At 66.0% G+C, this 26,800-nt stretch carries 37 protein-coding genes and 2 tRNA genes; 5 read left to right on the top strand and 34 right to left on the bottom strand.

All coding sequences use genetic code 11. From position 1 onward, the window contains the following. Positions 1-15: 15 nt before the first annotated feature. Positions 16-201: a hypothetical protein gene (locus tag NO889_RS04445; protein ID WP_256411059.1), complete on the top strand. Its 186-nt coding sequence runs from the start codon at positions 16-18 to the stop codon at positions 199-201. On the opposite strand, the gene NO889_RS04440 is transcribed toward NO889_RS04445, so the two are convergent. The 33 genes from NO889_RS04440 to NO889_RS04280 all read right to left on the bottom strand — a co-directional run bounded on the left by NO889_RS04440 (position 198) and on the right by NO889_RS04280 (position 23,614). Continuing rightward, a complete protein-coding gene (locus tag NO889_RS04440; protein ID WP_256411058.1) occupies positions 198-1,499 on the bottom strand; it encodes a hypothetical protein in 1,302 nt (433 codons plus the stop codon). The two genes, NO889_RS04445 and NO889_RS04440, sit on opposite strands and share 4 nt — an antisense overlap. 108 nt (positions 1,500-1,607) lie before the next feature. Further along, positions 1,608-2,153: a hypothetical protein gene (locus tag NO889_RS04435; protein WP_256411057.1), complete on the bottom strand. Its 546-nt coding sequence runs from the start codon at positions 2,151-2,153 to the stop codon at positions 1,608-1,610. After that, complete coding sequence (locus NO889_RS04430; protein WP_256411056.1) at positions 2,153-3,112, bottom strand: phage tail tube protein; 960 nt, start codon at positions 3,110-3,112, stop codon at positions 2,153-2,155. Before NO889_RS04430 ends, NO889_RS04435 begins: the two co-directional genes overlap by 1 nt. Positions 3,113-3,164: 52 nt before the next feature. Then, positions 3,165-3,689, bottom strand: coding sequence for a hypothetical protein (locus NO889_RS04425; protein ID WP_256411055.1), 525 nt, complete (start codon positions 3,687-3,689; stop codon positions 3,165-3,167). Beyond that, entirely contained in the window at positions 3,686-4,159 is a 474-nt protein-coding gene (locus NO889_RS04420; protein ID WP_256411054.1) for a hypothetical protein, read from the bottom strand. The genes NO889_RS04425 and NO889_RS04420 overlap by 4 nt, the downstream gene beginning before the upstream one ends. Then, complete coding sequence (locus NO889_RS04415; protein WP_256411053.1) at positions 4,156-4,422, bottom strand: hypothetical protein; 267 nt, start codon at positions 4,420-4,422, stop codon at positions 4,156-4,158. The genes NO889_RS04420 and NO889_RS04415 overlap by 4 nt, the downstream gene beginning before the upstream one ends. After that, positions 4,419-5,129, bottom strand: a complete 711-nt coding sequence (locus NO889_RS04410) for a hypothetical protein (RefSeq protein WP_256411052.1) — start codon at positions 5,127-5,129, stop codon at positions 4,419-4,421. Before NO889_RS04410 ends, NO889_RS04415 begins: the two co-directional genes overlap by 4 nt. Before the next feature lie 6 nt (positions 5,130-5,135). Further along, positions 5,136-5,906, bottom strand: coding sequence for a hypothetical protein (locus NO889_RS04405; protein ID WP_256411051.1), 771 nt, complete (start codon positions 5,904-5,906; stop codon positions 5,136-5,138). 7 nt (positions 5,907-5,913) lie between these two features. Then, on the bottom strand, positions 5,914-6,129 hold the full coding sequence (locus NO889_RS04400; RefSeq protein WP_256411050.1) for a hypothetical protein: 216 nt from the start codon (positions 6,127-6,129) through the stop codon (positions 5,914-5,916). A gap of 6 nt (positions 6,130-6,135) precedes the next feature. Continuing rightward, positions 6,136-7,371, bottom strand: a complete 1,236-nt coding sequence (locus tag NO889_RS04395; protein WP_256411049.1) for a hypothetical protein — start codon at positions 7,369-7,371, stop codon at positions 6,136-6,138. After that, the gene (locus NO889_RS04390; protein WP_256411048.1) at positions 7,368-8,402 is read right to left on the bottom strand and encodes a hypothetical protein; all 1,035 of its coding nucleotides are present in this window, start codon (positions 8,400-8,402) and stop codon (positions 7,368-7,370) included. Before NO889_RS04390 ends, NO889_RS04395 begins: the two co-directional genes overlap by 4 nt. Before the next feature lie 98 nt (positions 8,403-8,500). Beyond that, on the bottom strand, positions 8,501-9,190 hold the full coding sequence (locus NO889_RS04385) for a hypothetical protein (protein WP_256411047.1): 690 nt from the start codon (positions 9,188-9,190) through the stop codon (positions 8,501-8,503). Continuing rightward, a complete protein-coding gene (locus NO889_RS04380; RefSeq protein WP_256411046.1) occupies positions 9,187-9,522 on the bottom strand; it encodes a hypothetical protein in 336 nt (111 codons plus the stop codon). The genes NO889_RS04385 and NO889_RS04380 overlap by 4 nt, the downstream gene beginning before the upstream one ends. Next, positions 9,522-9,935, bottom strand: a complete 414-nt coding sequence (locus NO889_RS04375) for a hypothetical protein (protein ID WP_256411045.1) — start codon at positions 9,933-9,935, stop codon at positions 9,522-9,524. The genes NO889_RS04380 and NO889_RS04375 overlap by 1 nt, the downstream gene beginning before the upstream one ends. Continuing rightward, the gene (locus tag NO889_RS04370; protein ID WP_256411044.1) at positions 9,932-11,653 is read right to left on the bottom strand and encodes a hypothetical protein; all 1,722 of its coding nucleotides are present in this window, start codon (positions 11,651-11,653) and stop codon (positions 9,932-9,934) included. Before NO889_RS04370 ends, NO889_RS04375 begins: the two co-directional genes overlap by 4 nt. Next, positions 11,646-11,894 (bottom strand): hypothetical protein, encoded by a 249-nt coding sequence (locus NO889_RS04365; protein ID WP_256411043.1) that lies wholly within the window; start codon positions 11,892-11,894, stop codon positions 11,646-11,648. Before NO889_RS04365 ends, NO889_RS04370 begins: the two co-directional genes overlap by 8 nt. Positions 11,895-11,905: 11 nt before the next feature. Further along, entirely contained in the window at positions 11,906-13,549 is a 1,644-nt protein-coding gene (locus NO889_RS04360) for a hypothetical protein (RefSeq protein ID WP_256411042.1), read from the bottom strand. Positions 13,550-13,551: 2 nt separating this feature from the next. Beyond that, the gene (locus NO889_RS04355; protein WP_256411041.1) at positions 13,552-14,175 is read right to left on the bottom strand and encodes a hypothetical protein; all 624 of its coding nucleotides are present in this window, start codon (positions 14,173-14,175) and stop codon (positions 13,552-13,554) included. Beyond that, positions 14,172-14,921 (bottom strand): hypothetical protein, encoded by a 750-nt coding sequence (locus tag NO889_RS04350; RefSeq protein WP_256411040.1) that lies wholly within the window; start codon positions 14,919-14,921, stop codon positions 14,172-14,174. The genes NO889_RS04355 and NO889_RS04350 overlap by 4 nt, the downstream gene beginning before the upstream one ends. A gap of 56 nt (positions 14,922-14,977) precedes the next feature. Further along, positions 14,978-15,532: a hypothetical protein gene (locus NO889_RS04345; protein WP_256411039.1), complete on the bottom strand. Its 555-nt coding sequence runs from the start codon at positions 15,530-15,532 to the stop codon at positions 14,978-14,980. A gap of 21 nt (positions 15,533-15,553) precedes the next feature. Beyond that, complete coding sequence (locus tag NO889_RS04340) at positions 15,554-15,715, bottom strand: hypothetical protein (protein ID WP_256411038.1); 162 nt, start codon at positions 15,713-15,715, stop codon at positions 15,554-15,556. Then, on the bottom strand, positions 15,715-16,029 hold the full coding sequence (locus NO889_RS04335; protein WP_256411037.1) for a hypothetical protein: 315 nt from the start codon (positions 16,027-16,029) through the stop codon (positions 15,715-15,717). Before NO889_RS04335 ends, NO889_RS04340 begins: the two co-directional genes overlap by 1 nt. Positions 16,030-16,319: 290 nt before the next feature. Next, entirely contained in the window at positions 16,320-17,783 is a 1,464-nt protein-coding gene (locus NO889_RS04330; protein WP_256411036.1) for a helix-turn-helix domain-containing protein, read from the bottom strand. A 320-nt stretch (positions 17,784-18,103) separates the two neighbouring features. Continuing rightward, a tRNA-Phe gene (locus NO889_RS04325) sits at positions 18,104-18,175 on the bottom strand. Then, positions 18,166-18,345, bottom strand: a complete 180-nt coding sequence (locus NO889_RS04320) for a hypothetical protein (protein ID WP_256411035.1) — start codon at positions 18,343-18,345, stop codon at positions 18,166-18,168. The genes NO889_RS04325 and NO889_RS04320 overlap by 10 nt, the downstream gene beginning before the upstream one ends. Further along, positions 18,342-18,977, bottom strand: coding sequence for a peptide ABC transporter substrate-binding protein (locus NO889_RS04315; RefSeq protein WP_256411034.1), 636 nt, complete (start codon positions 18,975-18,977; stop codon positions 18,342-18,344). Before NO889_RS04315 ends, NO889_RS04320 begins: the two co-directional genes overlap by 4 nt. Before the next feature lie 181 nt (positions 18,978-19,158). After that, positions 19,159-19,425: a MarR family transcriptional regulator gene (locus NO889_RS04310; RefSeq protein WP_256411033.1), complete on the bottom strand. Its 267-nt coding sequence runs from the start codon at positions 19,423-19,425 to the stop codon at positions 19,159-19,161. Continuing rightward, positions 19,422-19,721, bottom strand: a complete 300-nt coding sequence (locus NO889_RS04305) for a hypothetical protein (protein ID WP_256411032.1) — start codon at positions 19,719-19,721, stop codon at positions 19,422-19,424. Before NO889_RS04305 ends, NO889_RS04310 begins: the two co-directional genes overlap by 4 nt. A 95-nt stretch (positions 19,722-19,816) precedes the next feature. Beyond that, a complete protein-coding gene (locus NO889_RS04300; protein ID WP_256411031.1) occupies positions 19,817-20,281 on the bottom strand; it encodes a hypothetical protein in 465 nt (154 codons plus the stop codon). Continuing rightward, positions 20,278-20,730, bottom strand: a complete 453-nt coding sequence (locus tag NO889_RS04295; protein WP_256411030.1) for a hypothetical protein — start codon at positions 20,728-20,730, stop codon at positions 20,278-20,280. The genes NO889_RS04300 and NO889_RS04295 overlap by 4 nt, the downstream gene beginning before the upstream one ends. A gap of 2 nt (positions 20,731-20,732) precedes the next feature. Continuing rightward, positions 20,733-22,829: a minichromosome maintenance protein MCM gene (locus NO889_RS04290; protein ID WP_256411029.1), complete on the bottom strand. Its 2,097-nt coding sequence runs from the start codon at positions 22,827-22,829 to the stop codon at positions 20,733-20,735. Positions 22,830-23,010: 181 nt separating this feature from the next. Then, positions 23,011-23,484: a hypothetical protein gene (locus tag NO889_RS04285; protein WP_256411028.1), complete on the bottom strand. Its 474-nt coding sequence runs from the start codon at positions 23,482-23,484 to the stop codon at positions 23,011-23,013. Then, the gene (locus tag NO889_RS04280) at positions 23,477-23,614 is read right to left on the bottom strand and encodes a hypothetical protein (RefSeq protein WP_256411027.1); all 138 of its coding nucleotides are present in this window, start codon (positions 23,612-23,614) and stop codon (positions 23,477-23,479) included. Before NO889_RS04280 ends, NO889_RS04285 begins: the two co-directional genes overlap by 8 nt. 163 nt (positions 23,615-23,777) lie before the next feature. Between NO889_RS04280 and NO889_RS04275 the strand changes: the two genes are divergently transcribed. The 3 genes from NO889_RS04275 (at position 23,778) to NO889_RS04265 (ending at position 25,127) form a co-directional block, all read left to right on the top strand. Beyond that, on the top strand, positions 23,778-24,092 hold the full coding sequence (locus NO889_RS04275) for a Sec-independent protein translocase subunit TatA/TatB (RefSeq protein ID WP_256411026.1): 315 nt from the start codon (positions 23,778-23,780) through the stop codon (positions 24,090-24,092). Between the two features lie 66 nt (positions 24,093-24,158). Then, a tRNA-Arg gene (locus tag NO889_RS04270) sits at positions 24,159-24,231 on the top strand. Between the two features lie 563 nt (positions 24,232-24,794). After that, positions 24,795-25,127 (top strand): methyl-accepting chemotaxis domain-containing protein, encoded by a 333-nt coding sequence (locus NO889_RS04265; RefSeq protein ID WP_256411025.1) that lies wholly within the window; start codon positions 24,795-24,797, stop codon positions 25,125-25,127. Positions 25,128-25,146: 19 nt separating this feature from the next. Here NO889_RS04265 and NO889_RS04260 read toward each other — a convergent pair whose 3' ends face one another. Further along, complete coding sequence (locus tag NO889_RS04260; protein ID WP_256411024.1) at positions 25,147-25,629, bottom strand: Lrp/AsnC family transcriptional regulator; 483 nt, start codon at positions 25,627-25,629, stop codon at positions 25,147-25,149. A gap of 183 nt (positions 25,630-25,812) precedes the next feature. On the opposite strand from NO889_RS04260, the gene NO889_RS04255 reads away from it, so the two are divergent. Then, positions 25,813-26,784, top strand: a complete 972-nt coding sequence (locus tag NO889_RS04255) for a DMT family transporter (protein WP_256411023.1) — start codon at positions 25,813-25,815, stop codon at positions 26,782-26,784. The last annotated feature ends 16 nt before the right edge of the window (positions 26,785-26,800 follow it).

Genomic DNA, 26,800 nt, shown 5'->3' with positions numbered 1-26,800 from the left:
TGAGACGTCGCGAGTATGGCGATCGGGAAGGACCCGCGAGAGTGGATCATGGAGATTCTAGGGGCGCTGATAGCTCTCGGTGGAATCTACCACGGGTGGGCTCTAGGTGACTTCATCGTGGTTGTCGTGTCTGCGTCGCTAGCAATCTCTATATTCTCGATATTCCAACTTAGACGGGCATACGACCACAGCGTCACCTAGTACTGTCCGCTGGCGCTGCTCCGGATCGCACGATCGAACTCGCGGAGTGCCTCCTGCTTCGCCTGCTCAGTGGCTCGTTCCACTTCCCGGCGCGTCATGCCGTCTGCTTCGACACGCGATTCGACGTTGATCTCGGTTCGTCCCTGGGTGTCGTCGCCGCCCGAGAGGTTCGCGATCGCGTCCTCGATGCGGCTGGCGATATTTTTGAGCCCTTCCGCCTGTGCCTGACGCCCCTCTGCCGAGAACACTGATCCGGGGGACTCGTTCTCTGGATCGAGACGTCGAAGTCGGAACGACTCTGGAGCTCCCTGGTTGTCGAGGAACTGGTTGAATCGGCCGCGAGCCTGGTTCGCGCCCTCGAAGTCGGTCATCCCGAGCCCTTCGGGCGTCATGAACGCACCGCCAGATGCGGCCGATGACCCCCGAATAGCTGCTTGGGATCCGAACTGCTGGATCGCTTTGATCCCAAACGCACCACCAATACCACCTGCGAGCAGTTCGGGCAGACCGATCCCAGAGCCAGACTCCGTCCCGCTCGTCGACCCACTCTCGGACGTCGTCGGGTTAGCTACCTCAAGCGGCGTCCAAGAGGGCTCGGCGACTTCCATCTTTCCAGGATCCTCTACCTCCATCGGGTCCGGCTCCGCCACCTCCACCTGATCCGGCTCCGCGACGGTCGCTTCGCCCGGCTCCTCTACCGGAGCCTCGCTCGGTTTCTCTACCGGAGCCTCGCTCGGTTCTTCCACCGGAGCGGGATCCGGCTCGACGACGTCGAGCGGGTGCCAGTCCGGCTCCGCGGGTGGGTCGAGGTCCGGCAGCTCGGGCCAGGAGAACTCCGGGAGCGACGGCCACGAGAAGCTCGAGAGCACGCTCGACAGCGCGCCGACGCCGAGCAGTGCGCCGCCGCCGAGGATCGCAGCGCCGCCGCCGAGGAGGCCGCCGCCCGACCGAGCCGCCCGATCGAAGTTGCCCTCGTCGATTCGCTCGGCGATCTCGCGGAGCAGTCGGTTCCGCTCTCGGGAGAGCGAGTGCTGCTCTTGCCACTCGCTACTGACGTCACCCTCGGCGAGCTCTTCGCGCAGCCCTTCGATCGAGTCAGTCTGCTTCGTGAGCAGCTGCCGCTGTCGCGCCCGATCGCGAGCGGCGACCTCGCCGCCCCCGCCGCCGGCGCCAGTCACTTCGGCCTGAACGTCGAGCGGGACCGAGGAGAGCGCGTCCTCGATGTCAGCCTTCGCCTCGGTGAGTGACCGGTCGTCGACGACGACGTCGACGGTGTTCTGGGTTTCGAACTCAATCATCGGTCACCTCGACGGGTGGGTGCTGGAGGTATGGGAACGCGCTCATGAGAAGCTCGACATCCTCCCAGCGGAACTCGTCGAACTGTGCGGGTGAGAACCCGCAGTACATCAGGATGGCTCGTCCGAGGTAGGCTCGTCCGACGCGGCCTGTCTCTCGGCCGCGACACGCTCGGAGTAACTCTGCCTCTGCCCGTTTCCCAAGGTGTTCTCCTCGGTCACCCGGTTCGCGATGAACTCCGCCAGGTACGGGTTCGGCTTGTCCCGAACGGCAGCGATGCGCTCCTGGAGGCTCGGGTCGGTGTCGAGGAACGGCGCGTCGACGAGGCCGGCGCCGGCCCAGTAGTTGTCAAGCATCGCCTCGACATCGACGTCTCGGTGAGCCCGGTCGGCCTGCTTTTTCGCACGGCTGATCAGCCCGGTGAGCTCCGCCTTCTCCCCGGGAGTGAACGCGCGGATCGACCACGTCGCATCCGAGCCATGCTCCTCGAGCGCTTCCTCGAGTGCGTACATCTGCTGCTCGACGCTGCCGGCGAGTTGGTTCGCCTGCTCCGAGGTGATCTCGCCGTCGACCTCGGCCGCCGCGATCGAGTCGAGGCGCTCGGCGAGGCGGTCGGCCTCCTCGTCGAGGTCAAGCTCGATGATGTCGCGGGGCATCACTTCGCCTCCGCGGACGCCGTCTCGGCGACCGCCGTCAGCCGATCGATCACGAGCTCGTTGTCGTCCGTGAGGTCCTCCTCGGCGTTCCCGATGTTGTTCCAACCGTACGTCGAGTGGGTGATCCCCTCCATCGGGAATCGCAGTGCGTTCGCGCCGGGCGACTGGAACGCAAGCTCGCCGTCGGCCGCGCCGTCGACGCTCGTCGCCGGACCGTCACTCGCACCGAGCCCGAGCTCGAGCAGGTCGGTGTCCATGACGATCGATGTCAGGTTGAGCGTCGGTTCGGGGTTGCCGATCACGGCGGCGACCGGCTCGCGCGCCCACTCGCGCTGCGGGCGAGCACCGGTCGACACCGAGAGCGTCCCCGACTGCGGTCGGACGATCTCGGTTGACGTCGGGATCTCGATCGACCCACCGTGGAAGATGAGCGGCGTCCCGTCAGCCGTCGGCTGCGAACTCGGCGTGAACTGTGTGTTCGGCACCTCGGTCGCGTAGAACCCAGACAGCGAGACGCGTACCGGGTCGCCGATGGAGATGGAGATCTCCATCTCGGTGAAGACGACGCCGTGGAGCGCACGCTCGGCGTACCCGTTGACAAGGTCGGCACCGAGGTACCACCGCGCGGACTGCATCTCGTTCGAGACGAACTCCCACGTGTAGGAGTACGGAGCCTCTGACTCGCCACCGGCAGTCGGCGGCTGGCCGAACACCTGGTTGAGGAACCAGGGATCGACGAGGTCGAACGAGTACGAGACCGCACCGTCGAAGATGCCTTCGATCGTTTCGACGGTTTCGTTGCCCCAGTTGCGCTGTCGCGTCGTGTCGTTGTCGAACTCTGATGTCTCGACGGTCCCGTTTCGTCCGGGTGTCTTCGGCGTCGAATCAGTCGGATCGCCGGCGTAGTCGCCGACCGGCTCGTGATCGAACGCGACATCGACGTTACCACCGCTGGTCATCTGTGCCTCCGCCTCCGTCAGTCGTGTTGGTCGTTGGAATCATGGTCTGTGATCAGCTGTCCGCGTAGCCGTCGAAGCGGACGTCGACGCGGTAGTCGTAGAAGTCACGCCAGTCGCTGCTCCGGTTCGTCCCGTTCTCCAGAAAGACGGTGTGGTAGTCGGCACCGGCGACGCCAGGCCACTCGTCGGCCGCCTTGAGCGCCTCGCGAACGCGCCGGTACAGCGTCGTGAAGTCGATCCCCTCCTGCCCGTCCGGGTCGATGTGCCCTCGCTTTCGATGGGTGAGTCCCTCGATCCGGAGCGAGACGATCGCCTCGGCGTCGTACTCGCCGCCGAACCCGCCGTGCGACTCGTCGTCATCGACGAGTGCGGCGCTGATGTAGTTCGACGTCTGGAGCTCGGACTTCCGTGTCCGGATACTCCCATCGAAAATCTCTGACTCGTTTCGGTCGACTCGGCGGATCGGCACCTCGCCGGCGTCGGTGTCGACATCTTGTGAGGTCCCCCACGCGAGCGACGTATCGTCGACGATCCCGGCGACCGTGTCGAACACCCACTGTGTCTCAGGCGCTGTCACGACGCCACCTCGCGCCGGAGCCAGTCGAACGCGTGCCTCGCGAAGCGCGTCTCACGGATACCGGCGACTTCGACCTCAGGAAGGAACACACGGTAGCCGCCGCCCTCGCGTTCGTACTCCTCGGCGACCCAGTCCGGCGGGTTGTGTCGGTCCTCCCAGATGAACGAGAGAACCGGGTCGCCCTCGATCGTGTGCTCGGGCGTACCCCACTCAAGATAGGGTGCGGCCTCGTGGTCCCACCCCCAGCGGATCGTGAAGTGGCGGTCGGACTGCTCGATGATCGCCGGACCTTGGAGCGAGTCGATGATCGGCTCCACGTGGTAGTCGAACTCACGCCCATACTCGCGGAGCCGCTCGTGAGCCGCCTCGATAGCGTCCATCACAGGGCCGTCATTCGCGAGTAACTTCGCCGCAGCATCGTCGAGGATGGCCTCGGAAGCCTTGTCGTCCCAGCTGTTCTCGAGGGTCATCCCTTACCTCCCGAGCCTCGAAGATCCTGCCAGGCGCGGACGTTCTCGGGCCCAACGATGTACACGACGGTCGAGCCCCACGCGAGAAGGAGCGCCGACGACCACACTGCGCCGATGTCGGCCGTACCCTTCGTGAGGATCCACGCCGGGAGACCGAGGCCGTACGCGAACGCGTAGATCGTCGACAGCCAGCGCCACCGATAGTCTGCCTCAGTTGTGCCGGCGGCCGACTCGTCGCCGTCGTTGGTAGGCTCGTCACTCATACCGTTGAGAAGCCGCTGTACTCGGCTGCCGTCTCCTCGTAGGCTGCCTTCAACGCCTCACTCCGCGAGGAGCGGCTGGCTAGCTGCCCGTCATCGGGGATGCCAGTCTTCGTGTCGTCACTGAGCGCGAGCATCGACGCCGCCTTCGCCGCAACCGCCTCACGGACGTCCGGAGGAGTACTCTCGACGACGTTGTCCGCGTTGATCTGGACGTCCTCGCCGAGCGGGCCGTAGCGATACGTGATCCGGACGAAGCTCGTGTTCGGATCGTCACGCGGCGTGATGGCGAGCCGGCGCTCGAACACACGGAGCCGTCGACGGCGGTAGTCCATCGCCCACGCGTCACCCTCCTCGTCGGTGACGTCGTCCCACTGGCTGCGCCCGGTGCGGATCTCGATGGCGTCACCCTCGGCCGGATCCAGCGGCATCGGTCGGGCGTTGTCGAGGATGACGGTCGCTGGCGACCACGAGCTCGCGTCCTGGACGTCGTGGACTTCCCAGCTCCGTGGCTCGTCGACGGCGCCGACGCGGACGGGGTGGAACGCTCGCCCGGTGCGGTTGATCCACTTCTCCGTCGCGCTCGCAGCGCGCTTGATCGCCCGCTCGCGAGTGTGTTCCGGGACCGTCTCCGGGTCCGTATCAGGATCGAGCGCGAGGAGGACCTCGTTGGCTGTAGCGTACCGGATCGGGTCACCGGAGGTGGACATCGGGCGTCACCCCTCGCTGTCGGTGTCCTCGTCGGCGTCGTCCTCGTTCTCGTCGTCACTGTCGCCGTCATCGGCGCGGGAGATCTCGAGGTCGGACTCGTCGGCGTCGCCGTTGACGACGTCGGCCGCAGTCTCGACCGTCGCCGGATCGAACCGGGTGAGGTAGTCGGCCATGTCGGTGAGGCCAGCCGTCCGAAGGTCGATCTCATCGCTGTCCTGGCGGAGCAGCTTCACGACGTCCGACGCTTCCGACCGGCTGAACCGGCCGGTGTACTCGTCGGAGCGCTGCGTCGAGATGGACGCTTCGTCGTCGGACTCGACGCCGGCGATCTCGCGGAGCTGGTTGCGGTAGGGTTCCTCGTCGTCCTTCTCGAACACCCGACCGACGTCGTCGAGGTCCAGCTTCTCGAGGACCTTCTGCCGCTTCCACCGGTCGAAGCCCTCGTAGAACACCTCGGGCGGCAGGTAGTTGCGGTCGAGCAGTGCTTCCGCGAGCCGCTCGGGGTCGTAGATCACCTCGAAGTCGTTGCGAGACTCCAGGGCGTGGACGCCGATGTTGTTGTTCTCGACATGGTTCGGGTCGAGATACGTCGGCAGCAGCGCGAGGTAGACGCGGCCGGCCTGGAACTTGGCCGGACCGTTGTACCCGACGCGCTGTCGGATGTCGTGGTCGGTCTTCGTGGACTGATCGCCAGTGTACCGGAAGCCGACGAACTCGACTTCGGCGTGATCCTTCTCTTCGAAATCGCGTGCGCTTGGGAGTGTACTGATGGGCATGATGTGGTCACTGAGTAACGGTGGTGATGGTGTCGACGCGGTCCTCGCGGAACGCCTCGACGAAGTGTTCGGCTTCGACCTCGAGCAGCGTGGTGTCGTCGTTGTAGACGTACACCGTGCGCTCGTCGTCTCGGCGCCAGTGTGTCCCCTCGACCTGGCGGACGTACTGCGTGTCGTCGATGAGGACGGTGATGGTGATGGTGGTAGTGTCGCGGTCGCTCATGGGTGGTTACTCGCCGATGTCGCGGAGCAGGCCACCGGAAGCGAAGTCGCGGTTCACGACCTCGTGGTTCAGCGTCATGAGCGCCTGGTCCCGGTAGTTGCCGGTCGCGAGGTAGCCCTGCGACTGGCCACGGCCGGCCGTCTCGACGTACGGCTCGGCGAACTGCTCGATCGCGAGCCGCGGCTGCCCACGGATCGTGTCCGTCGGGACGATGAAGATCGACGAGATGTCGCCGTGCTTGATCGCGTGCTGGTTGCCGATGATCGGGATGCCGTCGTAGTCGCGGTACCGAGCCGTCCCGGAGAGCCCCTTGATGGTCTCGCCATCGCCGACGCTCTCGGTGCGGAAGTCCGACATCGCGGCCTGGTTGCGGACGTTGTTCCGCTCGGCGGCGAGCTCGGAGAGCACGCCCGCGGTGTCGTGGCCCGTGAGGATCGCCGTGTCGTTGAAGACGTCGACGTCGGCGAACTCGTTCATCGAGTTCAGGAACGAGGGGAACAGGTCGTTGTTCAGCTGGCGGACGCTCGACGCGTCGAAGTCGACGTAGGAGTCCGCCCAGTCGTCACTCGCCCGCTCGATGTTCCCGTAGTCGAGATCGCCAGGGTTGTAGGCGGTCCCGTTGGGGTCCTGCGCCTGCGCCTCCTCGTCGCTGGAGGCGATGACGCGGTCGAGGGTGGTGATCTCGTCGGTGCTGCCGTACTGGGTGTCCCCGGCCATGACAGCCTGGGCGATCCCGTCCCGGTCGATCGCGAGGTCCAGCTGCTCCTGCTGGAGCTGCCAGAACTCCTCGAAGCCGACCGCGTCCTCGATGGCCGCGTAGATCTCCTGGAGGTCCGACACCTCGATGACGGAGTCGGACCGCTTGGGGTCGAACTCGACCTCCTCGACGCCCATCGTCTGGCCGTCGGGGACCTGTCCACCCTCGGTGTGGGACTGGAGGTCGACCGGGTCAGTGGCCGCACGGTACGCCTTCGCGGTGACCGGCCCCTCGAGCGAGGCGTTGAATCGGTCGACCTGCGTGAGGGCGTTGATCCACTCGTGTTCCTGGTTGTACTGCGCGTACAGCGTCGCCGTGAAGATGGCGTTGACGTGCGCCTCGGTCGAGGTGTCGTACTGTGCCCGCTGGAGCAGGCCGTCGTCCCAGTCGAGCGGGACGTCGCCGGCGAGATTCTGCTCGATGAACCGGCTGGGGCTGTTCCCGCCGGCGTAGTTCATGAACGGATGCGTCTCAGCAGTGCTCATGCGTCATCACCTCCAGTGACCGCGCCGGCCTCACCGACGGTCTGCGAGTCGTCGCCCGGGGCCGGGATGACGGTGTCGTCGGTCGTCGCGAAGTCGCCCTTCTGGTCGACCGTGTCGACGAGCTGGTCGGCCAGGTCGTCGTCAGTCGCCAGCTTCTGGGCGACCGCGCCGGCCATCTCCGAGAGGACCTCGTCGGCCGTGACGGCGTCCGCGACGCGCTCGTTGATGTTGAGGTCGCCGAGCTTCTGGTCGACCTTCTCCTCGAGCATCTGGTCGACCGGCTGGTCCGGCTGGGCGTTGGGGTCCGGATTCGCGGGGCCGTTGCCCGCGGTGTCGACGTCGCCGCCGTCACCGTTGGCACCGGCGTCGCTGCCGTGGCCCTCGACGGTGACGCCGGGGACGTTCTCGGAGACCCACTCGGCGGCGGCCTCCTGCGGATCCTTGCCGACCGACTCGGCGTAGTTCTCGACGGTGTCTCGGGCATCCGAGCCGCCGATCTCCTCGACGAGGTCGATCGGGTCCATCTGGTCGTTGTCGTTTTCCTGCTTCTGGTCGACGTCCGGGTCGTCCGGGGTCGTGTTGTCGTTGTCGTTGTCGTCCATGTCTGATGTGTTGTCGTTGGTCTGCGCTCGCTGGTCGAGCTCGTCTTCGTCGACGTGCTGGTCCTCGGCGACGGCGCCGAACTCGTCGACGAACACCGAGGGATCCATTTGCTCGGCCGCGTCGATCGTAGCCGAGAGAAGTTCCATCGCGCCGGCCTGCGAGAGGGGTGTCCGGGCGGCGACCGCGCCGGCAGCTTCCCGCATGTCCTTCTGGTCGACGTCGTTGCCGTCCTCGAGGGCGGCGAGCTTCTGGTCGACCGACTCGTCCAGGGCGCGTATCTTCTGTACAACTGCGTCTCGGTCGACGTCGTCGCCCGCCTTCTGGTCGACCGTCTGGAGGATCTCGAACGGTGAGGCGTCCTCCGAAAGGTCACCCAGGACCGTACGGGCTTTGCCGTCGACGGTCGGGTTTCTCCCGAATATGTCCATGTGTGCTGTCAGAATCGATGACCAGTTTCCGGATGGCGGCGGTCGGCCGCTGTCTCGCGCCCCGTCGGCGCGGCACGTCTTTCTGCGATGTCAGTCGGTTAGAGGCGGTCCTCGATCCGGCCGGCGAGGCTCTGCCGTCGACGGAGCCGCCGGCGGATCGCCGCCTCGAGCACGCCGCCGTGTTTGAAGTCGACGACGTCGAAGTCCGCCGCGGGGTTCATCACCTGGCTCGGATGACCGAGCGTGACGGCGTGGAGGTCGCAGTCGACGGTCACCCGCGTGCCGTCGTTGCGCCGATGCTCCTGGTTAGAGTAGACGGTGACCGAGTAGCCGCCGTAGTCACCGCTGAGACAGCGGAGTCGCGCCATCTTGCTCTTCGTTGTCTCGTTGCCGAGGTTCGCGACGAGCGTGAACTCCTCGTCGTCGACGGTCGTCTCGTAGTGCGTGCCATCGTCGGTGGTCCACTCCCACACTGGGACGCCCACAGGGACGTCGTCGTGTCTCGTCGAGATGATACCCGGCTCGCGCGTGCTCTCGAGGTAGCGCTCGAGGCTATCCGCGACGGCGTCCATCTGGATCTGCTGGCCGCTCCGGTCGACGATCTCGACCGACGCCGGGCCTTCGATGATGAAATTCTCCGCCCCGAAGACGGCGTGCTCCCACTCGTCCGGGACGTCCTCGCGGGTGATCCGGCGGTCGTGGATCGGGCCGTCGGGATCGACGGACTGTCCGACCGCCGCCTTGTGGTCGACGTCTGTCGCGGGCTGGTTGAGAACGCGGATGCTCATCGTGGATCACCGCTCTTGGCGGCATCAACGGAGTCGATGTGTTCGATCGTGCCCTCGCTGACCTGTCGGAAGTCCTCGAGCGAGCCGTAGATGCTGACATGTGGGTAGCGAAGACGCTCGCCCTCCGGCCACGCGTTGACGTTCCAGTCAGCGTACACACCGCCGTTCGGAAACTCGACGGCGATCCCGAGGACCGGCTCGACGAACTCACCATCGTCGGGAGCGAGTACGCGATAGGCGTCCAACGCGAACCCTGTGTCGTTGCTCGTCGCCATGTGCTGTTGGACTACCGTCTTGAGGTCGACTTCGCCGTCTAGATCAGGATCGGGCATCAGTACGCGATCGTCGTGCCGCTCGTGGTGTCGCCAGCGCCGACCCACTGGTTGTTCGTCGGATCCGACGTGTACGTACCCGCCGGCGGCGTGCCCGTCCCGTCGTGGGTGGCTTGGACGCCGGTGGCGGTCGGGGCTGGGGCGTCGCCGGCGGTCAGGTCCTGGGGCGTCGCTCGGAGTACTGTGGCCTCGAGGCCGAGCTCCGAAGCGGCGAGGATCCACGCGTCGCCCGTGCCGATGTAGACATCGTACGGACGGTCGCCGGCGGTGACCTCCGCAACGCGACCCTCGGTCGGCGAGTGGCGTTGAAGGTCGTCAGTGCTCGAGGCCTGCTCGACGTCGTCAGCAACGACGCGGATGAGCGTGGACAGTGGGAGCGCGCTATTCTCGACGGGTGCGAGTGTGTCAGTCATGTCTGGGAGTCAGGGGCGTCGGAAGCGGGTTGGTCGGGATCGGAGCGATTCGCGGCGGCGTCATCAGGCGGGCCCGCAGCGCCGGCGTCGCCGCCACCGTCGGGCTGGTCGCCTTCGGGGGGCGGTTCATCAGCCGGCGACGCAGTACTCGGGTCCATCGGCGTGATCTCCTGGTCCGGGATCTGGAGCTGGCCATCTTCGACAGCCACCGCGGTGCCGGTCTGCTGGGCCTTCTCGATCCCCTGGAGCACTTCGAGCGGCGTCAGCGACGCCTCCTCACTCTCAGGGTTGACGTACGCGAGCTCCCAGTCGCAGTGGCCGTCGACGCGCTCGATGAGCTGACAGAGCGTGTCGAGCGCCTTGTCCTGGGTGTCTTGGTGCGCGCTCGCGATGGCGCCGTTCGTGATCTCGACCTGCGTCCCCTCGGCGTTGAGCCCGCCCGCGTCCGAGAGCTCGTTCTCGAAGGCGTCGGTGACCCCGAACATCGCCCGGATCTGCGACATGAGCCGCTCGACCATCGGTTCGCGACCGTTGATCCCGGCCGATGTCGACAGGTCGAGGATCTCGATCTCGACGTCGTCGGGGCTGCCCTCGTACATGAGCCGGCCCTCCTCCCACGGGTTCTTGCCTTCCTCTTCGGTCAGCGAGGCGCGCAGGCTCTCGCGGACGTTCTTCCCGTAGGCCACGAGGAACTTGTCGGGGAGTTGCTGGTCGTTCTGTGGGTTGAGGTACTGGAGCTCGTAGTTGCGCGACCACTGGAGGATGGCCTGGAGCTTGATCAGGGGGAGGATCGCTGACCGGCCGTCGAGCCCGTTCAGGATAGGGAAGTGCCGCGCCCAGTCGATGACCTCGTGCTTGAGGAAGAGGCGCTTGACGTCGTCGCCGCGGTGCTTCACCTCGGCGTAGCCGACCTCCTCGAGCTGGGCGTGACACTCCGGACAGATCTCGACCGGGTGGTCGGTGTCGCCCTCGAACGTGAGGTCGTCGCGCTCCCAGTACTCCTCGCGATGGGCGGGGCAGGTCCACCAGCCACCGTGGCGGTTCCGCTTGTTGAGGACCGGCCGGACACGCAGCGGGTCCGCGTGGACGAGCTCCTCGATCTCGGTCGCCTCCCAGCGACTGGCCGACTCGAGGGTGCGCCCCGCGACCTGCGTCTCGTGGTCGACGTGCTGGTAGCGGAGGCGGGCGAGGATGGTCGAGATCCCGTAGTAGGACTGGTAATCCTCCTCGAACTTCATCAGCGACGCCAGCGACTGGCCGTCGTCGTTGACGGACGCGAAGAGGCCGGCGAGTCGTTCCTTCTGGGCGCGCGACGGCGTCTCGAAGTCACTCTCGCCGCAGACCTCACAGACGTCGCGCTCCTCGTCGTACGACGTCCCGCACGTGGTACAGCGGACGGCGAACCCGGGCGTGAGCACCGGGAACTGGTTCCGGTACATCTCGTCGCGAAAGCGCTTGACCGTCGTCGCGAGCTCCGTCGAGTTGAGCGTGAACGACTGAAGGTCCATCTTGCTCCAGATCCCGCCGCGATCCGAGATGCGAGAGACAGGCCCGACGTCGTCGGTGTGCGTGTTCGACCGGCCGCCAGACGCCTGGGGCGTCGCCGTGATCTGCCCCTGGAGCATCTGCTCGACGTCGCCGCCGGGCCAGTCGATCGCGACCAGCTCGCCACCATCGTCCTCGCCGAGCGTCGTCGTGCGGATCTCGTCGTCACTCATAGCGATCGTGTTTGGTGATCTCGACGCTGTCCATCGAGTGCTTGCGCCCGCACTGTGCGCACCGGGCGACCGTCGGCGGGTCGTCTGCCTTCCGCACCGGGCGCGTGTAGAACGGCCGGCACGCGGTACACTGGAGCTTGTACGCGAAGCCAGGCGTCGGGATACGCTCGCCGACGGGCTCGACGTCGTCTGTCTCGGGATCGAGTGTGCGGTGCTCGGGACGGGGTGAAGTTGGAGTCATGAATGAGTGAATCACCAGTCGAGGTGCTCGAAGTCGTCACTCGAAACGTGGTCGACCGAGCCGTCGGGACCACGTGACGCGATCTCGAGCGCGTCGAAGCGGTCGTCGTGCGGAGCATCCGGGAACGGCAGCCACTCCTCGCGGATGAACGACTCCCAGCGCTCGTTCTCCGCGCTCGCGACCTTCACCTTGCCCTGCTGGAAGCGGTTCGCGAGCCGGTGGAGACGCTGCTCCTTCTCGCCCTCGGAGTTGCTCGGCGTCACGCGGACGTCGACGTTGTCCTCGATCACGTCGGCGATCTCCTTGCCGTCGAAGTTGCTCTCGACGAGGAGCTCGCCGACCGGGTAGTCCGCAAGGTGGACGTCGACGAAGTCCGTCGCCGCCTCCTCCCACATGTAGCCGCGGTCGCGCCAGAGGTCGACGGCGTACTCCTGGTCGTTCTCCCGGTCGTACGCGTACACCGCGAGCGCCCAGTAGTCCGTCTCCCCGCGCTGCTCGGCGGCGAGGTTGTTCGGGTTGGCGAAGTCGAGCCCGGCGTACCACTCCAGCGCCGACCAGTCGTCCCGCGGGATCGGGTCGACGAAGCGCAGCCAGTCGAGGTCGAGGACGCGCCCGATCGCCGCCTCGGGATTCTGCTGGTTCTCCGCGCGCCACAGGCCCGCACTGCCCTCCTTCGAGACGACCTTCGTCAGCAGGGTCTCGGGCGCCTCGAACTCGGGCCACAGCGTGCGGAACTCGGTGTCCGACTCCGAGCGGATCCCGTCGTCGATGATCTCGACCTCCGCCGGGACGTCCCGGATGGTGTCGTAGATCTCGCCGTCCGTCGCGTGGATCTCGTAGGCCTCGTTCTCGATGACGTGCCAGTCCGGCGTCGCCCGCCAGACGCGGGCCGCCCATCCCGGTCGGGAGACGCCACGGGCGATACAGCCGTCCCACTCCGGGGTGTTCGTCGACAGGGCGTGCTCGCGGTAAACGTCCTCCGGGGTTTTGCGCGTCCCGATGACGATGTTCAGCGACTTGTGCGGGAGACAGGTCGCGCCGGCCTTCGCCGCGACGTTATCGTAGAACTCCTCGAAGTTCTCCGAGATGGAGTCCCGAAGCGCCGTCGTCTGGTTCGTGAGCGTCGCGATGTCGTCGTAGATGATGACATCGTAGTGCGACCCCGTGTCCGACGTCCGGATGGAGAGCGGCTCGAGCGTCGGCTCGATGTTGTGCGTACCGGCCTCCAGCTGGAGCGTTGTCTTCGAGGAGTCGTACACCGGGACGCCGTACCGCTCGCAGGCCTCCTCGATGGACGCGACCGCCGTCTTCGCCCGCTTGTCGGCGTGCGTCTTCTTGTGCGAGACGATCGCGATCCGGATCTCCGGGAAGTTGACGGCGAGCCACGCCGGCGCGACGTCGATCGTCGAGACGGTCTTCGCGTAGTTGCGCGGCCCCAGTAGCGCGAGGTTCGTCGGCGCGTGTGGCTTGTACACCGCCTCCCAGATGTGCTGGTACCAGTCGCGCAGGTGCCGGGGCGGTGCGAGGATCCCGTCCGTGCCGAGGTGTCGGATCGAGAAGGGCAGCGGGTGTGACGTCGGTCGCTCCTCGACCAGCTGGGCGATCGACCCCGACGACGTCGACGCGGTCGTGTCGGTAGCCGTGTTCGTCGACATGGTCACAGGACCTCGCGCATCTCGTGGCGGCACCAGTCGTGAACGACGTGCGCGCTCGACGGTGGGTCCTCGACGAACCGCTTCTTCGCCTCTTGCATCAGGTCGACGACCTCGTGATAGGGCAGCCCCTCCTCAGGGATCTGCTGGCGGATCCACTGACACGCCGGGTGGTCTGCCTCGGGGCCCGCCCAGCGGAAGCGCCGACCGGCGAGTCGCTCCTGACGGTAGCCACGCATCCGCGCCTGGAGGACGAGCTGGTTGAGGTGCTGGCGAGCGGTCTTGAACGCCCAGCCCGGATTGATGTCGAACCGAGCCGCCATCGACTCCGCGATCGAGTAGATGTCCCACGGCTCGGTGTCGAGCTGGTCGATCCAGAACTCGCGGTAGTCGCTCTGCCGGATCGCCTCCTGATCGTCCGGCGTCGCCGGCGGCTCGAGCGCGAACTCGCGACGGGCGACGTCGACGATGTTGTCCCGGACGAGGTCCGGCATGTTCTGCGAGCGGGCGAACTCCGGCTGCTCGTTCTCGTAGCGGCCGAACCGAGCCTTGTGGTCGACGGTGTCCGGGACGTCGACGTCGTCGGGATCGTAGAGACGGGCCGCGACGTGGAGAGCGAGCGGCGTCATGCCTTCAGGTCCTCCTCGAGGTCGTCGATCATCTCGCGGGTGTCCTCGTCGAGGCCGTGACTGTGGTCGTGGTCGACCTGTCCGTCGACGTTGACGTCGAGTTCATCCGCGCCGAGCAGGCCCATCTCCTTCAGCCACTTCCGGTCCTCCTTCCGGAGTCGCTGCTGGGTCTTCACGACGACCGACTCCTTGTAGCGGACCTCCTCACGGAACTCGCTCTGGGAGGCCTTCACCCGCGTCTCGCGATCGACCAGGGCGTTCCCTGTGTCGAGATCGTCGGGGCGATTGATTGCCCAGTTGTCCGCGTGGATGACCTTGATGTGGTTGACCGCGATCTCCGAGAGTCGTGCTTTCTCGCCGACGATCGGCTCACCGTTGACGTCGTGGAACTTCTCGACGTAGCTCTGGTAGATCTCGTCACAGAGATCTCGGAGCGCGTCGCCGATGACCTCCTGGTAGAAGCGGTTGCTCTCGACGTACAGCGCGTGGGTCACCGCGTTCGTGTTGTCCTCGGGAGCTCCACCGTCGTTGCCCTCGGCGTTGTTGTTGCCTTCAGGAGCTCCGGACGAAGAGCCGCCGTGGCTGTGACACTTCCCATGGCTGCCCTTCGCCGGCTGGGTACAGCGCTCGCCGGTCGAGCTCGCAGGGTCGACGATACACTGTCCCCACTCGCCGTAGTCCCGATCACCAGTGATCTCGGTGGCCTCGAGATGGGCGTTTTCGTGGAAGTCCTCTCGGTGTGCCATGTGGTTGTGTTGTTTCACAGGCGGGTCGAAGCCCGCTGGTAATGCGCGTTCGCGTGTTAATCCGCGATTCCGAGCCGCGTCTCAGCCTCTTTGATGTAGTGGCTGTTCGCGCCTCGCTCGTCGCGGTAGTCAAGCGCGTCTCGGCAGATCCGCGGCCACTCCTCGCGTGCGACCTCGGGCTCACCGAGATACGGGATGCGATCCTCGTCGATGGCTTCGGGCGGCATCCGGGCGACCGAGAAGATCGAGCAGTACTCCTCGCTCGTCTTCGAGACATCCTCGCCGCGCTCGTGGCGAACGCGGATCGCGACGTGTCCGAGCTCGTGCCAGAGTGTGACGTTCGAGATGTACGTCTCGGGTGGGAAACACAGTAGTCGGTTGTATCCGAACGCCTGGGCCGCGGCGTCGGCGTTCTCGTAGAGGATCCCGACGTTGATCGTCTCGTGAGCGAGCGCCGAGAAGTCCGGAAGCGCGATCGGGAGTCGTCGAGTGATCGTCTCGAGGACGTCGTCGTCAGCGTGCTCCGCGTAGTGCTCGAGGATGCGCCACGCAGCAGTGCCGACGACGTCACGACCGTCGCGCTCGTACTCGACAGCGACTGTGTCCTCCATGGGGTTACTCGAGGCCCTCGGTCATGGTGTAGTACAGGTCAAGCAGTCAGGGTCGTCACACTGCTCGCGGTGGCTCGGGATGTCCTCGGCGATTTCCTCGATACAGTCCATACACTTGTCTCGGTACCGGCCGCCGGGGTTCGTCTCTTGGAGCTCGTCACCGCACTCCTCGCAGGTCGGCATCAGTCCTCGCCGTCGCTGCTCTCGGTCTGAATCTCGTTGTACGCCTGGACGAGAGCGAGGTAGTCGCCGAGTTCGAGCCCGTTGTAGGCGCCGGCGACGGCGAGCGTCGCGACGGCAAGAAGCGTCGGGTCGTTCCCGATGTACATCCCGTACCCACCGATCCCGAAGATGCCGACGTTGACGATGATCGACCGGAGGATCTTCAGCGTCTTCAGCATCGGTAGCTTCTCATCGTCCTCTTTGAGCGTGGTCTTGTACTCGTCGACGAACCGATCGCGGCAGTACCACGGCCGGGCAGGTTGCGGGACGCTCATGAGACATCCATCAAGGGCTGGCAGTCGCATGGGTTCTCGGAACTGAACAGGCAGCCACACTCCGAGCAGCGGTCCGGGCGGTACGTCGACGGTCGTGGTGGGTTCGGTCGGGTACTCATGGTCCTAGCGGTAGTCGCGGAGGTCGAGCGGATCGTCCATCGAGAGCCACGACCGCGTCGAGGTGCCATCGTAGAAGGCGAGTCGGTCGGGGGCATCACCGACACCGTCGACGGCCATCACTGAGACGGATGGAGTATCGAACTGTCTCGAGGCGGTTGGGTTCTGGTGCATCATGCGTACTTCCTCATGTCGATCGGGAACACTCCAGTCACGCCGTCGTCGCTCACTCCGTGTGCTGTCGCGACGCCCTGGTGCTCCGACGGCGTCCGCGCGCCGATCGCCTCGACGAACTCGCCGGCGGGCTTTGGACTCGGACTCGCGAGGATCGGCGGGCCGTCCCACGGGATGCGCCCGCTGACGTGATAGTGGCCCATGTACGCGACGTCGAAGTCGTGGTCGAGCAGCGTCTTCGTCCACTCCTTGTCGCGCGCCGACGTCTCCGCCTGCGGCCGTCGGTGCTGGCCGTGTCGAAGGTGGCCCGCGATCTCCCCGCCGCGCATCTCGAAGTTCTTGTACGCCCGCGCCTCGCCGATGTCGAAGGACACGTTATCGAGGATGTCCGCGTGGTCCTGGAGCTGCGCGATGACGTTCCGGATCGACTTGTACAAGATGAGGTCCGCATTCGCCTGCGACGACGTCCCGCTCGCACGGCTCTTGCCGTGGTTTCCCACCTGGCAGACGACATCCACGTGGGGGAATCGCTCGGCGAACGCCTTGATCTGCCGAACGAGTGGGTCGATGAGGCTCTCGTGCTGTTCGTCGAGCCACGCGTCGAGATCTTCCCACTGCCCCTCGTAGATGCCCTCGTTCGTGACCATGTCGCCGCCCCACAGCAGGTGGGCGGTCTCGTACGTGCTCGCGTGCTTCTCCGCGAGCCCGAGCGACTGCGACGTGATGTAGTCGACGATGTCGGGGATCGACTCCGTCGAGTATACGACTTCGCCGTCGTCGTCACGGACGAGGTCGCCGGCGTGGAGGTCCGTGACGTGAGTCACCCAGTCCTCCTCGCCCGACGTGTCGTGATACTTCGCTTCTGGTGTCTCCAGCCCGCGGAACTCGCGGACGAGCTCGTTGTGCCGGAGTTCCCACCAGCGGTTCGCTTTCCGCGTCCGCGTGCCTTTGTGCTCCGACGACCGGAGCGGCTGGTCGCCCTCGATGGCGACCATCTCCGCTGACTCGTCGATATAGACGTGCCATCCCGACCGCTTCAGGTCGCGGATGTGCTCCGTGACGATCGACTCGCGCTCGTCGAGCCGCTCCGCGAGTTCGTCGACCGTGGCGCCCGTCTCCAGCTCGGAGACGACGACCCGCTCGCGGTCGGTTAGGTCGTTCGGGTTTGCCTCCGCCTCGGGATCGACGTCGACGTCCTCGAGGTCGGGGAGATCCACCTCGTTGGTGCCCTCCGGGTCTTCTTCGGTGGCCATCGCCTGCCACCCGGGCGAGCCGTCGACGTACCACTCGTTCGTCTCGCGGTCGTACTCCAGCGGGACGCCCTTGTCCTTGAGCGCGTTTCGGTGGCTCTCTACTGTGGTCGGCGCGACGTCGAACTCCTCGGCGATCTCCGACGTCGTCGCCGGGAGCATCGCGATCAACTCGCGTTGCCGCTCTGTGAACTCAGGGGTGTTGTCGTCCATCTGGAGTGGAAGCGGTGGGGTCTGTCAGTGCGTCTCGAAACGCTGCGGGCGGTTTCGAACCGCCGACGAGGTAGCGCCGTAGAGGGCTTGGGTCTCGCCACTCCCAATAGGCGCGCTCGTCACCCGACCACGGGCACAGCAAGGCGACCGGACTTGGCAGTTTTAAGCCGATATGGAACGATCGACGTGAATCTCCTCGCGTTCGGACGAGCATGTCACGGTGCCGTCTCGTGGCTGCCGGCCGCTCGTGGGTCAGTACGCTCCCTCGGGCGCTGACCTGACCTTCCGGAGAAAAGCCGGGAGATCGCGCCGTCGGGAGATGGATCGACTCGGATTCGAACCGAGGCACGCGACCGTTTCAGGGTCGTGCTCTCCCACTGAGCTATCGATCCAGCCGCTCTGCGTTCGACTCTTCGACGCGGTACGTCTGTCCGTCGACGTCGACAACCAGGAAGCCATCAGGCCCGGAGACGTCACCGGCGGCGAGATAGTCGATGACGTCGCCGACGAGCTCTCGACCGGCGAAGTCGAAGGTCACGCGGTCGTACTGCGACGTGCTCATGCCGGCACCTCGCGCCGGGCGTCAGTCCGGTCGGCATCACTCCGGATGACGGCCCTGGTGATCGCGGCCCCGGTCGCCTCGCCGAGACAGTCGTCGACGTGCTCGCCGTCGCGACGGCGATCCAGCGCCTCCCGAGCGAGCGTCTGCCGGTCGAGAGTGACGCCCTTCTCCTCGAGCGTGCGGATGGTCGCCTTGAGCAGCTCGCGGAACTTCGCCGTGGAGACTTCGCGCTCCTGGCACGGGGTCGTCGCGGGGTCGTCGACGTCGTCGAGCCAGCCGAAAGCCGTCGCGATCTCGTGGGTGTCAGTCCGGTGGTCGTCCCAGTAACGGTCCCAGGGTGACTCGGTTCCGCAGCGCTCACAGAACGTCCCCTGCTGGTCGCCAACCGAGTCGGCAGGTCCATAGTCGATCACGGTGTGGTCGCGATGGCGCTCGTGGTGCGTCTCGTACTCGCGGGTGAGCCCGCCGCGTGTCGGGTCCTGCCGCTCGACGCGGACGATGCGGTGGCAGCTCAGGCACACGTCCGAGGCGTCCAGGACGTGCTCGTGATAGGCGGGTTGCTCAGGCATCGTGTTGTAGGTGAGGTCTTCGAACGTGCCGCTGGCAGTGAGGGCACCACTCTGTCCGCTCACCAGCCTGGTTGTGGGTGTAATAACTACTCATGCGCTATCAACGTACAGAAGGGTCCAGGGCGACCGTCTCTCCGGCCCTGTCGTATCGACCTCCGCGTGCGAGGCGTGAGGTCACCCGTCGCCGGGCTGTCGTCACCCGTGTGTTGCTTGGCCCAACGCTTATATCGACCGTACTGTGTCATTATGACATCCCGGCGATCGTCCATTCTGAGGCCGGCGGCTCGGTGTGGCGTGGCGAGCACGTGACGAGGTCTTCGTCGTGGAGTTTTCGGAGGGCGCGGTGGACTGACTTGCGTGGACGGACCGTCTCGTAGGCGATCTGCCGAAGCGTCCGTGGCCCGCCTTCGTTGCGGAGGTGGAGGTAGACGACGGTCGCCGTCGGCGGGAGTTCGGCGAGGTGTTCGCGCTTGGACCGGGGGAGGTCTGCGACGTCGACGGTCTCACTCACGACTCGACCACCTCGTGGCCGCACGTGATACAGCGACCGTGACGCGAGTCCTCCGCTTCCTCGGGCGTGTGGGTAACGACAGGCCTGTCCACAGGGATACAGCCGCGTTCGGTGTGGAGGCGCACCCCATCCGGAGAGGCCGACTCGTACCACTCGTCGACGTCGTCGTAGGCGATCGGCTCGGTGTCGACCGCGCCGAACTGCTCGCCACATCCGTGACACTGCCAGCGGTAGTACGGACCCTGTCCGCCCCCGACGAGGAGGTCCGTCTCGCAGTTCGGACAGGGTTCAGTCATCGTTGCCCTCCGCACGCTGGATGTTGAGCAGGCGGCGCGCCTCCTCTCGAGGGATCCGCCACTTCTTGGCGAGGTACGCGACCTTGCGCTCGGTATCACTCACGGAAACGCACCTCGTTTATGAGCTCGTCAGGGCTCCAGTCGTCCATCTCGTAGCAGTGCCGACAGGGTCGGTAGCCGTCATCGACGGCCTCGGCGACGGTAGTCTCGTGGTCGATCGCGGTGTCGTACGCGTTGACCGCCGCGCACGACTCGGCTCGCGGATCGTGGAACGACTTCCCGATCGTGCTCACAAAGACAGTATCGTCGAGATCCGGTCGGTCACGGATCAGGCCGACATCGACCCGCCACGCTTCGATGTTGAACAGCGCGTCCCACTGTCGCACCTGCGTCGGCGTGAGCGCAAGTTCGAGCGGCTCGTCACGCTCGGTGGTCCACACACGGAGTAGGGATTCACCGCCGTCGAGTTGCGTCGTGTCGATGTCGGTGACCTTCTCTCCCCGGTCGCTCTGTGCGACGCCAGGGTACTCTTCCGGGATCTTAGGCTGGCGGCCTGTCATCGACTCGCCCCCACGACAGCACCACGCTGTGATGACCACGGCCGCTCCTCTCCGTCCTCGTCCAGGAGCACCGCCACGGACTCGCTGTCGCGCTCGGCAGCGCGTTCGCGACGCTCCTCCGGGGTGAGCCCGGCCTGCGCGAGCCCTTCACCTCGCTTCCGGAGGGTTTCCTCGCGCTCCTCGAGGGCGTCGACGACGTCGTCCCGCGGCTCACGATCCTGCACGCGAGCGAGCCACCGTTCGACGCCGAGCCAGAACCGACACAGCTCGACCGTCTGGATCCCACGGATCCGTGCGAGGATCAGTTCTCCGGTGGTGCCGTCGCCGGTGTCGATGTGGAGTTCGTCGACGAGGAACCGCGCCGGGTTCTCGGCGTGCTTCGCCGCGGACTCCGGCATCGGGTTCGGGATCGCGTCGCCCGTCTGGGCGGGTTGAGTGTCCGAGGGCATGGTTACGCACCCCCGACCCAGCGGATGCCCTCTCCCTGCGGCTCGTAGGCGAGACCTTGCTCTTTCGCCTTGTCGATCAGCCCCCAGCCGGTGTCGATGCCTTCCTCCTCGAGCTTCTCGACGACTGCCTCAGTCTCGGCGCCGCCTGTCCCGTCGGGCTGGAGCTCCTCGATGACTGCTCCGAGGATCTTCATCTTCTGCTGCTGGCTCTTCGACGTGCCCGTCTCCTGGACGTCGGCGTCGTAGGTGCCGTCCTCATCGATGCCGTAGTCCTTCATCGACTGGCCGACCGCGTTCGTCGCGAACTCGACGTGCTCCATCTCGATCGTCTCGGAGAACTCGAACTTCGCGGCCGCCTCCGCGATCCGAACGATCCCCTCGAGCTTCCGGAACGTCACCGGCACGGGCGACTCGTTGTCGTAGCCGTTCATCCCGCGGAGGTTCGTGAAACTCTCCTCGAGCCACGCTTTCACCTCGTCGTTCGCGAACACCGGCTCAGGCTGCTGTTTGGCGAGGGCGATCCACTTCCGGAGCAGGTCGCGGTCGACCGGCGTCGCGATGGTCTCGGCGATCTCGTCGTCGACGTCGAGCCCGGCCATCTGCCGCTTGGCCGCATCCCGAGCATCGAGGATGTGGCTCGTGATGTCGCTGTCTCGGTCGGGCTCGGGCTGGTCGGTGAGCGTGAACACCAGGTCGAACCGCGAGAGGAGGTTGCTCTCGAGGTCGAACTGCTCCTGGACGGGTTCGTACGGGTCGAACCGGCCGTACTTCGGGTTGCCGGCCGCGACGACCGCCGTCTCCGTCCGGAGCGTGGCGTTGATCCCCCACTTGTTGACGTGGATCTTCTGTTTGCTCATCGGATCGAGCATCGCCGCGCGGACGTCCGCCGGCATGTCGTCGAGCTCGTCGATACACACCGCGCCCTTGTGCGCCTTCACGAACGCGCCGGCCTCGAGGGCGGACCCGCCGTCGCCGAAGTCGTCCTGGACGGCGCTCGCGGTGACGCCCGCGACGGTCGCGCCCTTCCCCGAGACGCCGACCGACCGCCAGCCGAGGTCCTCGACGCGGTCGATCAGCTTCGACTTCGCCGTTCCGGGGTCACCCAGCAGCAGGACGTGGAACTCGCCGCGGTCGTGGTCGTCGGGTCCGTACACCGTTTTGGAGCCGCCGACCATCGCGAGGATCAGCGCGCGCTTGATGTCGTCGTAACCGTGGATCTTCGGTGCGAGTGAGGCCGCTGCGAGATCGAGTGGGTCACCCTCCTCGCCGGCGGCGAGCTCCTGGATGCGCTCGCGCTCCTCGGGCGTGGTGTCGACCTCGGTGTGGTCCGTCTCGTCGACGGCGAGCGCACCGGCGTCGACGTACGGCTCGAACTTCCCCGTCTTCTGGTTGCCCTGCGTCTGCTGATCGAGGTGAATCGTCCCGGCGACGGTGACGCGATCGCCCGCGGTAACGACATCGGCGAGGTCGTCCTCAACGAAGACGTCGATCTCGGTGCCGCCGCCCTCCGCGATCTCCGGCGGCGTCGTGAGCCGGAACTGTTGGGCGTCGATGAACTCAGACTGGTCGATGTTGACGCGGAAGGGGCCCTGTCGCTCACACCCCTGGCACTCGTGCGGTTCCTGGAATCCCGAGTCGCTCTCCGGGATGTAGGTGAACATTCCGCAGCGCTGGCACTCGAAGGCCGCTTCAACGATCTTCGAGTACTGGTCGGTGGCTTTGCTCACCTCGCCCGTGATCGCCCGGTAGGATCCCGCCTGGTCGGTCGGGCTGAACCCACCGGGATAGTACGTGTGCTCGGGCGGCAGGTTCGACACGCGTACGTGGGCGTTCGCGAGGTCGACGTCCGCCGGGAGGTCGTACAGCCGAAGTGCCTCCTCGAGATACTCGCGCATCTCCGCGGGCTTCTCGAGGCAGTCCTCGGCGAGGCCGCGGTCGAACTCGTAGAGCTCGTCGTAGTCGATGACGAGCGACAGCTGCTCGTTCGGATACCGCTGGGCCAGCGTTCCGATCTCGTCGCGGTACCGCTCCCGCATGAAGCGGATCAGCGTCTCGGTCAGCGTCTCGTTCTCCGTTCGTCGGTCGTGGGTGGTGGACATCGTGGGTTTTCGTCCGCGAATAAAGCCCGTCGAACCGCTCGGACCGTCGGACGACGCCGGCCAGACGCCGGCCAGAACGACGGCCTCGCAGCTAACGGACACTTGCTTACACAGCTACGCTTGCGTTGATCTACAGCGAGTACAAGCGGAGGTGGAATCCCACGAGAGAAGGCCGCCATCGCTAGCGCACCTCCTCCGAGTTGGTTTTATTCGCGGACGAAAACGCAGCCCCGCGCTTCGCCTCGCGAGCGGTGACGGTGAGACTCCGGTTGCCGCTCGGCGGCGTCTTCACCTCGAAGCCGCGGATGTTCGCGGCGAGTTTCATCAGCGTGTAGCAGTGGTCGGCCGAGGGCTCGCCGTCGAAGACCTCCCACATGATGTCGTCGTAGTCGAGCGCGGCGACACCGGAGCCACGCGTCGCCTTCTCGAAGGCGTGTTCGCGGACCATCCCGACCTTGTCGTCACGGGTGAGGTCCGCGTAGTCGCGCTCGTCGTCGTGCTCGGAGAGGCGGAGCTCGAGCGACGTGATGTTCTCTTGGAGCTCTTCGAGCTCGGTGTGCGCTTCGTCGAGATCGTCCTCGAGGCCGTTGGCCTTCGCGAGTGCTCGCTGGGCGATGGCGAGGGCGTCACGGGCGGAGACGTCGTCCTCAGACATCGCCGACCACCTCGCCGGCGTCGGCGTGCTCGTCGCAGACGAAGTACTCGCCGTTGCCGTCGCGGATGACGTGGTCGGCCTCGTCGCGACAGCCGAGTGCGCCGCAGAACGGCCCGGATGCGACCGCCATCTACGCGGACACCTCCATTCCAGCCGCAAACCCTACAGTCGTCGGCTCGAAAGAAGGGTCTAGATCGGGTTTCGTGTCTTCTTGAGCGTCCTTCTGAGCCCTTTCCGAGAACCCTGCGCGTCCAAAAAGACTATAATCGCTACAGGGTTACGACCGGGTAGAGATGACAAGCGCGATTCCACTGATCGGCGGCATTCCGGCGGGTCCGGAGCTCCTCATAATCCTGCTCGTGTTGGTCCTGCTGTTCGGCGCGAACAAGATCCCGAAGCTCGCCCGGTCGACCGGACAGGCGATGGGCGAGTTCAAGAAGGGCCGCGAGGAGGTCGAAGAGGAGCTACAGAAGATGCAGGAGGGCGACCTGGACACGGACGCGTCGGCCGAGACGACGACGGAGACTCCGACCGAGACGACGACGGAGACCCCGACCGACGACGATCTCGAGACCGAGACCGAAACCGAGAAAGAATCGAGCGCGTAACCGGCAGAACGCGTAGCGGACGTCTCTCTCCGCGGTCCCCGTTCGATCGTCCCGCTTCTTCATCTCGGGCGCGTGGCCTAGCGGATAGGGCGAGGGGTTCCTAACCCCTCGATCGCGGGTTCGAATCCCGCCGTGCCCGTTCGCTCGCTTCGCTCACTCACGAGCGCGACTTCTGGCGATCGATGTTCGACCAACTGGTGGGCGAATTTCCGGAGGCCGTACTGGTGACGGAGGCCGACGGGGAGCTCACCCACTGGAATCGGACGCTGGCCGCCCACTCACCATCGACGGGTCGGAGGCGATAGGCGAGCACGCCTACGACGTGATCGGGACCGAAAACGAAGACGAGACACTGGCCGAGACGATCGCATGGGAGGCGATCGCCATTGAGGAGGTCGAGATCCGGGAGGGCCCGACGACGGACGCCACGTTCCAGAACTACGGCGTCCCGCTCCGCGGGCCCGACGGGACCGTCGCCGGGCCGTTCGAGATCGCCTCCGCCGTCTCCGAACACGTCGATCGCCAGCGCGAACTCGAGTCGCTCCAGCGGGAGGTCAGCGGAACCGTCAGGACGCAACTGATCGACCTCTCGGACACGATCGATCGAGTGGTCGCGTTCACGGAGGCGACGGAGTCGTTCTCCGAGACGCAACGGGAACGGATGGAACGGGTCGCGAACGAGGCGTCGGACCAGTCGGCGACGTGGTCTCGACCACCCGACGGACCGCAAGCGAACTCGAGGAGACGACGGACGACCTCGACGCGGCGACCGAGGCGGTCGGCGGGACCGTCGACTCACTCCGGGAGATCCGTGAGGCGGTGGAGGAGACGGCCAGGGGAGTTGACGAGGTCGCCCGCGCGACCGACGACCACGCGGCGAGCACGGAGGAGGTGGTCGCCACCGTCGACGAGGCGGTCGGCGAGCTGACCGAGCTGGAAGAACGGCTCTCCGAACTCAGCGGGATCGCGCCCGACCAGTTCCGCGAAGCGGAGCGGATCGAGGGAACCGTCGACGGGTTACTGACCGAGCGCTGACCGGCGATCGCCGTGGCGGTCACTCGGTCAGCTCGTCGATCAGCGTGTCGAGTTCGTAGGTCGCCGGCGCGCGCGACTCGTCGCGCAGGGTCGAGATCGTGAACGTCGAGTTAGTGCGTTCGACGCCCTCTATCGCCTCGAACTCGCTGATGAGCCGCTCGACGCTGTCCGACGAGGAGAGCCGCGCGATGACGACGAAGTCCGTCTCGCCCATCGTGAAGAATGCCTCCGTGACGCCCTCGATATCGAGGAGACGTTGCCCGAACTCCTCGTGGGAGTCCTCGTAGCGGGCGAGCACCTCCACGATGACGGTGACGCCGAGCCCGAGCGCCTCGTGATCGAAGTCGTAGAGGTCGTTTTCGATCACGCCTGCCTCTCGGAGGTTGTTCAACCGGTAGTGGATGGTCGACACCGGAATGTCGGTCGTCTCGTGAAGCGCCTCGGGGCTACCGGTTCCGAGGTCCGCGATCGCCTTCAACAGTCGCACGTCGCGCTCGTCCATGGCCCGAGTTCATCTTAGGAATCCGTATATATTTCGACCGATATACTCGGAGTCAAATCCAACATCCACTATCTAATTCGAATGGATACCGGATTAGAATCATATGTGTATCAAATAATCAAAGATTCTGAGATTTATGAGAGATTAATTTAAATAGATGGGAAAACGTCGATACGGTATCCAATGTACTCGGGATCTCTCCGTTCGTCTCCCACCGCCGCGGTCGGCGCGTTCCTGTTGCTCGCGGTACTGTGGGGAAGCTCGTTCGTCGCGATCGAGGCCGGGCTGGCGTACTTCCCGCCGCTGCTCTTCGCCGGGGTTCGGTACGCGCTCGCCGGAGCCGCCGTGCTGGCGTACGCAACCGTCGTCTCCGACCGCTGGATCCCTCGCGGGCGCGAGGAGTGGCTCGGGGTCGGGGTCGCCGGCGGCTTCGTGATCGCGGCGTACCACGGACTCCTGTACGTCGGCGAGCTTCACGTCTCGGGTGCGATCGCGGCCGTGGTCGTCAGCCTCTCGCCGGTGTTGACCGCCGCGTTCGCCGCGCTCCTGTTGCCGAGCGAGCGGCTCGGTCCCCTCGAGATCGCCGGGTTCGCCCTCGGCGTGGTCGGCGTCGCCGTGATCGCCGATCCGGGGGGCGCGGGGCTCGCGGCCGGGCGCGGAGCGGGCCCGCTCGGGTTCGTCTCGCCGGAGCTTCTGGGCGTCGCGCTGGTGTTTCTCGCCGCGGTCTCCTTCTCGATCGGAGCCGTCCTCCTGCGTCCGCTTCGAACCGATCTTCCGATCGCCGCCCTCCAGGGGTGGGCGATGGTGGTCGGCGCGGGACTGCTCTTCGGCGGGGCGGCGGTGACCGGCGAGTCACCGGCGGGGATCGCGTGGAACGCCACGTCGATCGTCTCGTTGGCGTACCTCACCGTCCTCTCGGGGATCGTCGGGTTCCTCCTCTACTTCGCGCTTCTGGACGCCGTCGGCCCGACGCAGCTCCACCTCGTGAGCTACGTCGAGCCCGTCGTCGCCGCCGTCGGGAGCTGGGTCGTGCTCGGCCACCTGATCGGCGGAGAGGCGATCCTCGGGTTCGTCGCCATCCTCGCCGGCTTCGCCGCGCTGGAACGCCGCGAGATCGCCGCCTACGTCGCGACACACCGTGAGTTCCGGTCGTAACGCCGCGGTTCGGACG

Origin of the sequence: Halorubrum rubrum (assembly GCF_024494685.1) — an archaeon.
Classification (GTDB): Archaea; Halobacteriota; Halobacteria; order Halobacteriales; family Haloferacaceae; genus Halorubrum; species Halorubrum rubrum.
The sequence above is the reverse complement of the archived record's forward strand: the minus strand, read 5'-3'. Positions and strand labels throughout refer to the sequence as shown.